Origin of the sequence: Prevotella sp. oral taxon 376, from assembly GCF_003043945.1 — a bacterium.
Classification (GTDB): Bacteria; Bacteroidota; Bacteroidia; order Bacteroidales; family Bacteroidaceae; genus Prevotella.
The window spans coordinates 131,594-145,066 of sequence record NZ_PYXG01000003.1 but is presented as its reverse complement, the minus strand read 5'-3'; the positions used below and the strand labels follow the sequence as shown (position 1 = coordinate 145,066).

General features: G+C 50.1%; 13 protein-coding genes. 12 read left to right on the top strand and 1 reads right to left on the bottom strand.

Translation table 11 applies throughout. The features are described from left to right. Positions 1 to 10: 10 nt before the first annotated feature. On the top strand, positions 11 to 1,336 hold the full coding sequence (ftsZ, locus tag C7120_RS12875; protein ID WP_107622047.1) for a cell division protein FtsZ: 1,326 nt from the start codon (positions 11 to 13) through the stop codon (positions 1,334 to 1,336). A gap of 13 nt (positions 1,337 to 1,349) precedes the next feature. Next, positions 1,350 to 1,799 (top strand): GatB/YqeY domain-containing protein, encoded by a 450-nt coding sequence (locus C7120_RS12870; protein ID WP_107622046.1) that lies wholly within the window; start codon positions 1,350 to 1,352, stop codon positions 1,797 to 1,799. 74 nt (positions 1,800 to 1,873) lie between these two features. On the opposite strand, the gene recO is transcribed toward C7120_RS12870, so the two are convergent. Beyond that, entirely contained in the window at positions 1,874 to 2,599 is a 726-nt protein-coding gene (gene recO, locus C7120_RS12865; protein ID WP_107622045.1) for a DNA repair protein RecO, read from the bottom strand. 206 nt (positions 2,600 to 2,805) lie between these two features. Here recO and rpsT point away from each other — a divergent pair, with 206 nt between their 5' ends. From rpsT to C7120_RS12815, 10 genes are all read left to right on the top strand, one after another. Next, the gene (gene rpsT / locus C7120_RS12860; RefSeq protein WP_107622044.1) at positions 2,806 to 3,060 is read left to right on the top strand and encodes a 30S ribosomal protein S20; all 255 of its coding nucleotides are present in this window, start codon (positions 2,806 to 2,808) and stop codon (positions 3,058 to 3,060) included. Between the two features lie 674 nt (positions 3,061 to 3,734). Further along, positions 3,735 to 5,708 (top strand): DNA topoisomerase (ATP-hydrolyzing) subunit B, encoded by a 1,974-nt coding sequence (gene gyrB / locus C7120_RS12855; RefSeq protein ID WP_107622043.1) that lies wholly within the window; start codon positions 3,735 to 3,737, stop codon positions 5,706 to 5,708. Continuing rightward, positions 5,689 to 6,822 carry a hypothetical protein gene (locus C7120_RS12850; protein ID WP_146154276.1) on the top strand — a complete coding sequence of 378 codons (1,134 nt, stop codon included), beginning with the start codon at positions 5,689 to 5,691 and terminating at the stop codon, positions 6,820 to 6,822. The genes gyrB and C7120_RS12850 overlap by 20 nt, the downstream gene beginning before the upstream one ends. 159 nt (positions 6,823 to 6,981) lie before the next feature. Beyond that, a complete protein-coding gene (locus C7120_RS12845; protein WP_107622041.1) occupies positions 6,982 to 7,422 on the top strand; it encodes a DUF1573 domain-containing protein in 441 nt (146 codons plus the stop codon). A gap of 29 nt (positions 7,423 to 7,451) precedes the next feature. Beyond that, a complete protein-coding gene (locus tag C7120_RS12840; RefSeq protein WP_146154275.1) occupies positions 7,452 to 8,219 on the top strand; it encodes a bacteriocin fulvocin C-related protein in 768 nt (255 codons plus the stop codon). Between the two features lie 24 nt (positions 8,220 to 8,243). Further along, positions 8,244 to 8,669 carry a hypothetical protein gene (locus C7120_RS14260; RefSeq protein WP_107622039.1) on the top strand — a complete coding sequence of 142 codons (426 nt, stop codon included), beginning with the start codon at positions 8,244 to 8,246 and terminating at the stop codon, positions 8,667 to 8,669. Positions 8,670 to 8,889: 220 nt separating this feature from the next. Beyond that, entirely contained in the window at positions 8,890 to 9,093 is a 204-nt protein-coding gene (locus C7120_RS13830) for a hypothetical protein (RefSeq protein WP_146154274.1), read from the top strand. Between the two features lie 126 nt (positions 9,094 to 9,219). Continuing rightward, entirely contained in the window at positions 9,220 to 11,577 is a 2,358-nt protein-coding gene (locus C7120_RS12825) for a glycoside hydrolase N-terminal domain-containing protein (protein ID WP_107622037.1), read from the top strand. A 9-nt stretch (positions 11,578 to 11,586) separates the two neighbouring features. Then, positions 11,587 to 12,507: an alpha-L-rhamnosidase gene (locus C7120_RS12820; protein WP_146154273.1), complete on the top strand. Its 921-nt coding sequence runs from the start codon at positions 11,587 to 11,589 to the stop codon at positions 12,505 to 12,507. 83 nt (positions 12,508 to 12,590) lie between these two features. Next, a complete protein-coding gene (locus C7120_RS12815; RefSeq protein ID WP_107622035.1) occupies positions 12,591 to 13,469 on the top strand; it encodes a helix-turn-helix domain-containing protein in 879 nt (292 codons plus the stop codon). Positions 13,470 to 13,473 lie beyond the last annotated feature (4 nt).

Here is a 13,473-nt window from a genome sequence, read left to right as displayed (position 1 = left end):
TTCAGAAAACATGAAACCTCAGATATTAGATTTCGGCGAACCCGAACAGGAAAGCACTTATATTAAGGTCATCGGTGTTGGTGGTGGCGGTGGCAACGCAGTCAACCACATGTACAAGGAAGGCATCCATGATGTGAGTTTCGTACTTTGCAATACAGATGCCCAGGCACTCAACGATTCTCCCGTACCGGTCCACCTCCAGTTAGGGAAGGAAGGCCTCGGCGCGGGAAACAAGCCGGCCAAAGCCCGTCAGGCTGCCGAGGAGACCATCGAAGACATCAAAAACATGCTCAGCGACGGCACCAAGATGGCATTCATCACGGCAGGCATGGGAGGGGGAACCGGCACGGGGGCAGCTCCCGTCATTGCAAAAGTAAGCAAGGAAATGGGTATCCTCACCGTAGGCATCGTTACGATTCCCTTCCGCTTCGAGGGCGAAAAGAAGATTGACCAGGCCCTTGACGGCGTCGAGGAAATGTCCAAACATGTAGACGCTTTGCTCGTTATCAACAACGAGCGGCTTCGCGAAATCTACCCGGAACTTACCGTACTCGACGCCTTCGGCAAAGCGGACGACACCTTGAGCGTAGCAGCCAAGAGCATAGCCGAGATCATCACCAACCATGGCCTCATCAACCTCGACTTCAACGATGTCAAGACGGTGTTGAAGGACGGTGGAGTGGCCATTATGAGTACGGGGTATGGAGAAGGGGAAGGCCGTGTCAAGAAAGCTATCGACGACGCGCTCAACTCTCCCTTGCTCAACGACAACGACATCTTCAACTCTAAGAAAATCCTGCTAAGCATCAACTTCTGCAACGAGAAGGGCGACAACAACGGACTGATGATGGAGGAGATGAACGATGTAAACGACTTCATGGCCAAGTTTGGCAGCGACTTTGAGATCAAATGGGGGCTTGCCATCGATCCCGAACTTGGCAAACAGGTCAAGGTTACCATTCTTGCCACCGGATTCGGCATTGAGGATGTGGACGGCATGAACTCCCACCTTACCAACAAGCGCACGCAGGAAGAGGCTGACCGCATTGCCCAGGAAGAGGAAAAAGCCGCCGAGCGGCAGGACCGCCGCAACCGCTATTATGGCAAAGACTCCGACAACAAGCAATACAAGCGCCGCCCGCACATCTTCCTGTTCCGCTCTGAAGACCTCGACAATGAGGATGTAATCCTTGCCGTTGAGAACACCCCAACCTACAAGCGTACGCGCCAAATGCTCGAAAACATCCGCGAACAGGCAGCGGGAAATACCACACACAATCCGGAAGAGGAAAAGAAAGACCCTGTGCAGGGCATCATCAACTTCTCCGAAGGATAAAAAAAGGACAAAAATGGACTTATACGAGAAAATCAGCGAAGACATCAAGGAGGCCATGAAGGCACGCGACAAGGTGCGCCTGATGACCCTCCGCAACATCAAGAAGGTTTTTCTGGAAGCCAAGACGGCACCGGGAGCTAACGACACGCTGGAGGACGCGGCGGCCATGAAGATACTCCAGAAGCTGGCCAAGCAAGGCAAAGAGACCGCCTCCACCTACATCCAGGCCGGGCGGCAGGATCTTGCAGACGAAGAGTCGGCCCAGGTGAAAGTCATCGAGGACTATCTCCCACGGCCACTTTCAGAAGAGGAAATAGAGAAGGCAGTGAAGGACATCATCGCCCAGACCGGTGCCACGAGCATGAAAGAGATGGGTAAAGTCATGGGAGCGGCCTCCAGACAAATGGCCGGCAAGGCCGACGGCGGCACCATTTCCAGAATCGTGAAGAAGCTGTTAGCGTAGTTCAAAACGACAATCATACCCGGAGGGGCGGTCTTGCGGCCGCCCCTCTCTCATGCCATGACACAGCCACGAGGCTACGAGAAGAGCTCCCGGAGCACCGCAACCGACTTGAGTACCGGGAAATTAGGGATATGGAGCCTATAATAGGTAAGTATCCATTCCACACAGCGGTTGCGCTCCTCCCGGCTCATCCTGAAGAGGTGCATCGACTCATAGTTCATCCGCATGAGAAGAACTATTCTGGAAGCCTCGGCAGGAGGAATAAAATCAGGATGAAGAGGGGGCATCTTGCAGAATATGCCGCTTCTCAGATCAAAGAAATCTCCCTCCTCATAGTCTTCCAGATTCGGATAAAAACCGATAAACCTGCTGAGCCTCATCGTGAAGACAAGATGGAAATTGCTGAACGACCGCCGCGTGCCGTCCAGCCAGAGCATGCTGTTCTCTATGTAATTATATAACAAGATGTCCTGCTGCTCGCCGCGGGTGGCATAAGCGAGAAACTCCGCAAGAAAGAGCGAAATCGACAGCTTGTAGGAGTCGAAGGGAATCGAGGCGAACGGCTCAGCAACCGCGACATTCTTGAATTTCTGCAGTTTAAGGTTCTGCCGATGGTCGAACTCGATATTCAGAATACTCAACGGCTGAAAAAACGGCTTCTTTATCCTTGATTTCCTACTTGAGGGAAGTCTGCAAATGAAAGAGACGCGGCCCACCTGGGCCGTCAGAAGGTCGACTATCAGCTGAGAATCACCGAACTTCAAACTATGCAGCACTATGGCCCTCGACTTTATCAGCATCCTTGCAAAAATACTAAAAAACAGCCATTAACGGAAAATATTCTCTATAAAATTTGGCCAATCGAATAAAAATATCTAACTTTGCACCCGCAAAACTAGACTATGGTCCCTTCGTCTATCGGTTAGGACGAGAGATTTTCATTCTCTAAAGAGCAGTTCGACTCTGCTAGGGACTACTAAACAGAATAAAAAGAAGAACTTAGAAGATGGCAAATCACAAATCAACTCTGAAAAGAATTCGTCAGACAAAGACAAGAACCCTGCATAACAAATATTATGCAAAGACCATGCGTAATGCCGTTCGCAAGCTGCGCGCCACGACCAACAAGGAAGAGGCCGTAAAGATGTATCCGGCAGTTCAGAAGATGTTGGATAAGCTCGCAAAGACAAATATCATCCATAAGAACAAGGCCGCAAACTTGAAGTCAAGTCTGTGTCTCCATATCAGCAAGCTGGGTTAAGCTCCTGTCTGCAAGAAACCATTCTAAGGTCGCGCCCCAAAAAGGGAGCGGCCTTTAGTTGTATTGGCACAGACCGACTATAAAACCAAGATGAATGGTTCCTTGTTCTTAGGATACGAAGCACCCGTAAATTGTTCCGAAAACGAACAATCCGAAATCCAACCTTGTGGAGCGCATATTCATCTGCTATTGCATATTTATTCGGAAAATCGCTGTCCGATTTGCGGAAAGCGGCCTTCCGCGCTCCTTCCAACGGCCTTTTGTCCCCCTTTTAACGGCTTCCCACCCTGCTTTCTGCCGTCTTTTAGCCCCTAAAAGGCCATCTCTTTCCAGAAAACGATTTGTCTACGACAGGAAAATCAACCTTTCTATTTATCATAAAAACAGAAATATCGTTTCAAACGCCCCCACAAGCCCTCTTTCCCGCAACGACGGCACGATTCCACCCCCGCCCCGTTTCAGGGGCTCATACGCGACATGCATAATTATTCATTTCTGCCGCCGCTTTCACGAAAAAACATTCTCCTAAATTTCGGAAGAAAAACGAGGCCCCTGCCGCGACGACAGAAAAACTTACAAAACGAAATCGCCGGCCGATCATTTTATCCCTTAAAAAGTTTCGATGATTGGAGATTTTTTAGTATCTTTGCATACTATTAATCAGTAACAACAAAATGGCAGAAAATCAGAACATCGAAAGCAACTATTCAGCCAGTAACATTCAAGTCCTCGAAGGACTGGAAGCAGTGCGCAAGCGCCCTGCCATGTACATCGGCGACATCAGTGAAAAGGGTCTCCACCATCTGATCAATGAGACCGTGGACAACTCTATCGACGAGGCAATGGCCGGTTACTGCTCCGACATAGAGGTTACTCTCTGCGAGGACGGAAGCGTAATCGTAGAGGACAACGGCCGTGGAATTCCAGTAGACGAGCATAAGAAACTACATAAATCAGCCCTCGAAGTCGTCATGACTGTTCTCCATGCGGGGGGTAAGTTTGACAAGGGATCCTACAAAGTCAGCGGCGGCTTGCACGGTGTGGGCGTCAGTTGCGTGAACGCCCTGTCATCCCACATGACCTCACAGGTCTATCGCGACGGCAAGATCTATCAGCAGGAATACGAGAAGGGAAAGCCCCTCTATCCCGTCAAGATGATCGGCGAGACCGAAAAGCGCGGCACGCGCCAGCAGTTCTGGCCCGACAGCGGCGTCTTCACGGTTACCACATTCCAGTGGGACATCGTCGCCCGCCGCATGCGCGAGCTGGCATTCCTGAACGCGGGAATCAGGATCACCCTGACCGACCTGCGTCCCGACCCGGAGACGGGCAAGACGCGCCAGGAAGTGTTTCATGCCAAGGACGGACTGAAAGAGTTCGTGCGCTATGTCGACCGCCATCGCACGCACCTCTTCGACGATGTCATCTACCTCAAGACCGAGAAGCAGGGCATCCCCATCGAGGTAGCTATCATGTACAACACAGACTACAGCGAGAATATCCACTCTTATGTGAACAATATCAACACCATAGAAGGAGGCACCCACCTGACCGGGTTCCGCGCCGCCCTCACGCGTGTTTTGAAAGCTTATGCCGACAACGATCCCATCATTTCGAAGCAAATCGAGAAGGCGAAGATAGAGATTGCGGGCGAGGACTTCCGTGAAGGGCTCACCGCGGTGATATCCATCAAGGTGGCGGAACCGCAGTTTGAGGGTCAGACCAAGACCAAGCTCGGCAACAGCGAGGTGGCCGGTGCCGTACAGCAGGCCGTGGGCGAGGCGCTCACTTATTACCTTGAGGAGCACCCGCAGGAAGCCAAGCAGATTTGCGAGAAGGTGGTGCTTGCCGCCACGGCCCGCATCGCGGCGCGCAAGGCGCGTGAGAGCGTACAGCGCAAGAGCGTCATGAGTGGCGGCGGCCTGCCCGGTAAGCTGGCCGACTGCTCCAACAAAGACCCCAAGGACTGCGAGATATTCCTCGTCGAGGGTGATTCCGCGGGCGGCTCGGCCAAGCAGGGCCGCGACCGATACACACAGGCTATCCTCCCTCTGCGCGGCAAGATTCTGAATGTGGAGAAAGTGCAGTGGCACCGAGTGTTCGAGGCCGAGTCGGTCATGAACATCATCCAAAGCATCGGAGTGCGCTTCGGAGTAGAAGGCGAGGACGACCGCGAGGCCAACATCGACAAGCTGCGCTACGACAAGATCATCATCATGACCGATGCCGATGTCGACGGCTCGCACATCGACACCTTGATCATGACCCTCTTCTATCGGTTCATGCCGAAGGTAATCGAGGAAGGGCATCTCTATATCGCCACGCCTCCGCTCTACAAGTGCACATACAAGAAAGCGAGCGAATACTGCTACACCGAGCAACAGCGACAGGCTTTCATCGACAAGTATGTGGAAGGCAACAGCGACGACAAGGGTCTGCACACCCAGCGCTACAAAGGTCTGGGAGAGATGAACCCCGAGCAACTCTGGGAAACCACCATGGATCCGAAGACCCGACTGCTGAAGCAGGTAACCATCGAGAACGCCGCCGAGGCCGACGAAATATTCTCCATGCTCATGGGCGACGATGTGGAACCGCGACGGAAGTTCATCGAAGACAACGCCACTTATGCCAATATCGACGCATAGAAGGCACCATGCGACAAAGGCATATCCGCAGATTGGATATGCCTTTGTTGTATCTATGCTGTCTATGTGCCTCTTCGCTTCCTGTTTCTCGCGGAGCCCGTACGGCCGAGCGCTGATAAAAAGCGAACGGCTGATTGACCAGCAGACCGACTCCGCCATAGCGCACTATGCGCAGATACCCGAGACCGCATTGCGCCGGGACAGTCTGCTGGTTACGCACAAGCCACACTGCATATCGGCGGCATACTTTTACAAGGCGGCAAAAGCCCTCCAAGACCGTCGAGACAAGGAAGCCCTGAGGCTGCTGCAGCTATCCTACGCAAAGGATGTAAAGGCCTACTACTATCGGCCCACAGATCTCCGGACACACCTGACGGACACCCTGCAGACCCGTCGGGACATCCTGAAAGCCGACAGTGCACGGCAAATCCTGCTTCAAATCCGGACTTTATCTGAAATTGAGGGCAGCCTTGAAGGCAGCCAGGCACAGGCCATTGCTGCCAGAACCGACAGCCTGCGAAAGACCGTCATCGGCAGCCTGTTGCGTACAGAGAATCCCTTCCGGCTATACCATGCAAGAGGCATCGATACTGCAAGTTCTCAACCGTCAATACCACACCTGCCATGGCTCATCGCGCTCCTTACCGTCTGCATTGCCGCACTCTGCATCTACGACAGGCGCAGGCAGCTCTATAATGCCAAGAAAAACGAGGTGGAGCAGCAAACCGCCACCATCACGCAGCTCAACGAAAGCATACGGAATAGTGAACAAGAGAAAGAACTGTTGCGGAAACAGGCCGTACGCACCCTTCAGGGCAAGTACGACGAGCTGGGGCGGGGAAAACACATCTACGAAAGCGTCATGACCGGCGGACAAATGAAAAACATCTCGATAGAAGACGAGCAGAGCTTCGTGGACTATTACGCCTTCTCCCATCCCGACGACTACAACCGGCTCATCTCATCCTACTCTTCACTCTCCCTGCGCCACACCACATTCATCCTCCTTCGCCAGCTTGGATTCAACGACAACGAGATACAGCGCATCCTCTTCGTCCAGCCCAGCACCATCCGCAATTATCGCTTGCGCATCAAGCGGAACCTAAGAAAATAATTCCTTATGGTGCGTCGCAACAAATGATTCCATAATCCTTTATTCGCCAGACTGTTACCTTTCTATTCCATGGTGCGACGCTTCAAGAAAAAAAGTTGGCATCCATTTGGATTTCTCAATCTAACCTTCTAACTTTACGGCAGGAAAATTTCAAAGAAGATGAAACAAGCTGTTATCTATTGCCTTCAACTCTCACTCCTTTTTGTCTGCCTCCAGTCATGCATGAAGAAGAGTACCTGGATATCCATGGATGCTACAGCAGGCCAAGGCATTTTAGTAATTGAAGACTCCATAAAATCATTTGGAACCGTCAGCAAGAATGTAACGAAACTCATCAGTACTTCCTTTGATTTAAAGAATACAGGTCAGAAACTCATAGCAATACAAGAAGTAGTATTGTCATGCGGATGCCTTTCATATAACATTTCTTCTAAAACCATTAAGCCAAACGAAACCGCAAAGCTTGTGATAAACATAAATCCGAAGAATCAATTTGGCTGCCTAAACCAATCGGCAATCATCTATCCAAATGCAGAAAGCGCATCCAAGACAGTAAGAATAAAAAGAGAAATTACAGGATCAATCAAAGTAAACAACTAAAAACAATAACCTGCAAAATAACAACCGTCATGAAAAAATTACTGATCCTTGCCGCAACATTATTTTGTTGCTTAACAAACCTTACATGCCAAGACATTAACGGCAGAGTGTATTGTTGTGATCCGACCATTAACAGGGGCATTGTTGACAACCTCCCAACTATTAGGCAAATGGATAGAAGCCAATGGCTTAAACTAAGAGAAGACTATAAAATACCTGCCTACAGAGCCTTTAATCCTGAGCAGAAACACGAATTGTGGAAGGGGAAATTTGTCGAAGTCAAGAAACTTCCATGGACAAAAGCCGAACTTGAGCATATAAACAAAGCCATAAAATGGGTTGAGGCACGCCTCTTTATCTGGAGTAGCGGGAAATCCACTGATGAAGAACTCAACGAATTAGATCTATTCTTCACCAAATGGACCATAGAGGCAGAGGAGAAACTGAACTGGGACAAACGCGTGGCTATAGCTCTCTTCCAGACACCAGACAGGGTGCTCGACACTAAAGGTACACTGGAGATTACAAAAACAGGTCTTATCCTGAAACCGATAAGCAAAGCTTCCATAGAGGATCCTGGACTTGAAGTGGACACAACGGACATTGATTTTCCACCTGATACTACTGATATCTATAATCCAGATAAAGATCTTAAATGCCACTGCACCGATCAAGTTTTCTTTGACGGATGTGGTACAAACACTTGCGATAGCCACTGGATCAATTGCAAAATTGTCAAGAACGGTTGTGGATGGATGGACGGGTACGACTGCAACGGTCTATGCAGTACTCCATAAACAACATTATACGAGAAAAAGAACATGAACAAGACTCTTTGGAAGATATTCTTCATCGCCTTAGTCGCTCAACTGACTTCGTTCTGGATACTGGCCATTCCGGATACAGGCCATGAATGGGGAAAAAGCTTCATCTTCTTTTGTGTCAGTCTGGTACTATTGGATAAATATGGCAGCACGCAAAAGATTACGAATATCATATTGTGGATCTTGGCAGGACGCTTAATCCTGGAACTTCCCATGAGGATTTTCGATTTTATGGACTGCCTGCCATCATTCTATATCACAATAGTTGAGATAACAGCTATCATCGCAGCAGGAATCTATTACAAGTTCCGTACCGCGTATGTATTAATAGTTATAACAATAATAGCTGTAGTTCTCAACACTTTAATTCCCCCTATTTGGCTGAAGTTTGTAGAGTCTGTACTACATGTAAGCTACAGTTAAGATAAGCGATATTGAAATAAAACATATGAAGATAAAGTATTTAATCTGCTTCTTAGCGTCCTTGCTACTGTACTTTCTTGCCTATTGGTCGCTCAATGACAAGAAGACCGCGAGCTGGACCGGTTCAGTCTGCTATTTTGTATTAGCTTATCTATTACTAAACGCATACGATGACGGCAAACACAGCATCCCTATTGCATGCTGTATAATCTTAGGAAGAATGTTGCCAGCAATTAGCCTGATGTTTATAGATTTCCGCCCGATGAGATTTATGCTTTTCACGCCATTGCTTTCGAGTGTCGCAGTAGCCTTGGCTGCCACTTATTTCAGAAACAAAAATGATGTGATATTGATACTATCCATGATTATCATAGTACTCCTCAACTCTTTAGGACCGGAAGGCTGGGAAAATATTGCTGGTTAAAAAGCAACACTTATATTATAAGCACTTTGACAAAAGGCGATGAAATACTCATCGTCTTTTTTGTTTTAATTACTTTGAAAAACGGAAGTTTTATCGTATCTTTGCGAATAAAGACAATCATTAAAGATGACAAGGAACCTTCTTACTTTAACCCTGATCAGCTGCGTATTGACGGGTTTTGCACAGCAACCTCAACTCAAACTATGGTATGACCGGCCGGCGAACTTCTTCGAGGAATCGCTGCCCTTGGGAAACGGAAAACTCGGAGCGCTGGTCTACGGGAATCCTGACGACAACTTGATTTACCTGAACGACATCACGCTGTGGTCGGGGAAGCCTGTTGACAGAAATCTCGATAAGGACGCACACCGATGGCTGCCGGAAATCCGAAAGGCATTGTTCAATGAAGACTATCGGCTCGCCGACTCCCTGCAACGCCATCTGCAAGGTCCTAACTCGGCATACTACATGCCTCTGGCGACCCTCCATATCCTCGATAACTCCATAGGCAAGGCTACCGGATACTACAGGGAGTTGAACATCGACAGCGCCCTCTGCAAGGATCGCTATACACGCAATGGAGTTACCTACACGAGAGAGTACTTCGTGTCGAATCCCGACAAGGTTTTCGCCGTCAGGATCAAGGCCGACAAGCCCGGACAAGTCAACCTCACCATTACACTAAGCTCCCAAATTGACCACGGCATAAAAGCTTTCCGCAACCGACTCACCCTGACAGGACATGCCGTCGGCAACGAGCGGGAGACCACACACTTCTGCTCCATCCTGAAAGTTGTAAACAAAGGGGGAGAAATAACGGCCATGGATTCCACCCTCACCTTAGACAAGGCAGACGAAACAACCCTGTACTTCGTCAATGAGACCAGCTTCAACGGCTTCGACAAGCATCCCGTCAAAGAAGGGGCGGCCTACATCACGAATGTGGAAGATGACCTTAAGGCCGTCAAGGCACAGCCTTACGATCAATTACGGCAGCGTCATATTGCCGATTACCAGAACCTCTTCAATCGCTTTCAGCTCCGATTGGGCAAGGTAAGCAATGATGAGAACAAGCTCCCCACGAATGTCCAACTGAAAAACTACACGCAGAACGGCGGGGGAAACCATTACCTTGAGACGCTCTATGCACAATTCGGCCGCTACCTGCTCATCAGTTGTTCGCGCACAAAAGGTGTTCCTGCCAACCTGCAGGGACTGTGGAACTCACAGAAGAAAGCCCCTTGGAGAAGTAATTACACCGTGAACATCAACCTCGAGGAGAACTATTGGCCCGCAGAAGTATGCAATCTCTCAGAACTCACAATGCCCCTCTTCACGCTCATGGAGAACCTTGCGGAGAATGGCAGGCACACCGCCCGCAACTATTACGGCATCCACCGAGGATGGTGCTCAAGCCATAATTCCGACATCTGGGCCATGACAAACCCCGTAGGAGACAAGGTCGGCAGTCCCATGTGGGCCAATTGGAACCTCGGTTTCGCATGGCTCACGCAGTCGCTGTGGGAGCATTACGCCTACACGATGGACAAAAACTTCCTCCGAAACACGGCATATCCCCTCATGCGGGGAGCCTCCGAGTTTGTTTCCGACTGGCTTATCGAGAATCCAAAACAGCCGGGAGAACTGATTACGGCCCCCAGCACAAGTCCCGAGAACACCTATAGGGTGAACGGCTATCGGGGCGAGACCTGCTATGGGGGTACCGCCGACCTCGCCATCATCCGCGAGCTGCTGAACAACACGCTGCAATCCGCAAGCATTCTGAGTATCGACAATATGCTTACCCGTGAGTTTTCTGGCAAGGTGAAGCGGTTGCATCCCTATACAATCGGCCATGAAGGCGACCTCAATGAGTGGTATTATGACTGGGAAGATCCCGACATCCACCATCGCCACCAGTCGCATTTGATAGGGCTGTATCCCGGTCATCAGATTTCGGTCAGCGGCACCCCCGAACTGGCAGAAGCCTCCCGAAAGACCCTGATACAAAAGGGCGACCGCACGACAGGATGGAGCACGGGGTGGAGAATCAACCTCTGGGCACGGCTGCATGACGCCAGGCAAGCCTACCACACCTACCAGAAACTACTGAACTATGTACCGGCAGACAAGAACGAGACCAACTACGGCAACGGGGGAGGCACCTATCCCAACCTCTTCGATGCCCATCCCCCTTTCCAGATAGACGGCAACTTCGGTGGTACAGCAGGTGTCTGCGAGATGCTTCTGCAAAGCTCGCTTCATGAGATTGAGCTTCTCCCCGCCCTTCCGGAGCAATGGAGCGAAGGCCATGTGAAAGGCATCTGCGCCCGTGGGGGCTTCGTTGTAGACATAGAATGGCGACAAGGCAAGGTGATCAAGGCAACCCTCTATAGCAGGAACGGAGGCTCCACAACAGTAAGATACAACGGAAAAACAAAGAAAATCAATCTGGAAAGGGGCAAGAGTGTGATTCTGGAATAGACTGGAAATATGAAACATTCCCTTCTTTTATGGCTGGCATTATGGGCAGTGGGTACGCAGGCTCAAGAATTCGGTGCCCGCTGGATAAGCCATCCGATGCCGGACTCTGTCTCGCAGATATGGTTCCGGAAAACCTTTGTCAGCAAGGAGCGGCCACTAATGGCTCAGCTGACGGTAACCTCGACAGGCTGTCTCGATGTATATGTCAATGAGTGCAATGTCTCAAACACCTTGATTAGTCTCAATCGCCATGCCCCTTCAGATGTCCCGATTACCAGAACTTTCGACATTTCTCACCTCCTAAGGAGCGATTCAAATACCATTGCCCTGTGGTATGCACCGTCCTATCCGCACATAGAGCATCATCAGGTGGCCGTTGTGTATAGCGGGAAAGACCGTCAGGGACGCAACTTTGCCCATCTGAGCGACGAGAGTTGGCTGTGCAGACCCGCAAACAGGACCCTGGACTTCTGCGGAAGCGAAGCACAAGACGGCTATACAGACAGTGCGCCATGGAATGCCACCTCCGTTCACATAGCCCTTTGGCAGGGCGCGAAGAAAGGCCGGGGGCATACAGAGTACGGAAAGATCCCACGGGATGCCCCTGCAGGTCAAGAAAGGGCTATCAGGATTCGAACTCCCAAGTATTTCGACCTTGTCGGAGACAGCATCTATTATGAATTTGGAGAACCTTTCTACGGCTTCCTAAGGGCCACCCTGCGAGACTGCAAGAAAGGAGAGGTCATCCATTTCGGCAACTTCGAGTACATCTGCAATGGGAAAACCGACGAGCAGGCATTTCCTAAATTCGCCCGTTTTTTCGGCAAAAGGATACTTGTCTACGGCGACAAATGGTTTAAGAGAGAGCAAATCCAGAGGCTGGAAATCGTTGAAGTTACGATCGTAAACGATTCCGAAACAAACTATTAATTCTCCATTTTAAGAATAAAAACCCTCGATTTTGTTCCTTTTTTCCATTAGAATGCCGTATCTTTGCAACTAAAAGTTGTCTTATGAGCAATTTTCAATTCGAACCGATTACAATCGCAAAGGCCAAAAAGGCATTCCAAGGCGAATATATCGATGACGACATTATCCTCTTCGACCAGTTTGCCAAGTTGCCGTTCCCTACAGAACCCCGTGTCCTCGACTGCATTCTCGTCGGCTTATGCCTGCAGGGTGAGGCCCGCTACACCGTCGATACGGAGATGCACGAGGTATCTGCCGGCGATGTGCTCATCATCAGCCACGGACAGGTAACCGGTGATTTCCTACGCAGCCGCGACTTCAACGGCATCGGGCTGATGGTCAGTTTCAACTTCTTTTCCGAGATGGTGAAGGACATTCACGAGATTTCTTCCGTGTTTCTGTTCTCTCGCTCCCATCCGGTCTTCCGCCTTTTGAGTGACGAGGAAGAGGTTTTCAAGGAGTATTACGAGCTCATTCGCCGCAAGATGCTCGACACTTCCCACCATTTCCGCAAGGATGTGGTATGCTCGCTGCTCACCACCATGCTCTACGACATCGGCAACAGCATCTACCGCATCCAGCAGCACAGCGACAAGAAACAGACCCGCAGCGAGACCATCTTCATTCAATTCATGCATTTACTGGAGGAGAACTTCAAGCACGAAAGGCGCGTGAGCTGGTATGGGCAGCAACTCTGCATCACCCCGAAATACCTTTCCGAGACGGTGAGGCAGATTAGCAAACGCACGCCCAACGAGTGGATAGACAACTATGTGGTGCGCGAAATCCGTGTTCAGCTAAAGAGTTCCACGAAAAGCATCAAAGAGATTTCGCAAGAAATGAACTTCCCCAACCAAAGTTTCTTTGGCAAATACTTCCGGGAACACACCGGATTGTCGCCTTCCGCATACAGAAGAACCTAAGAAA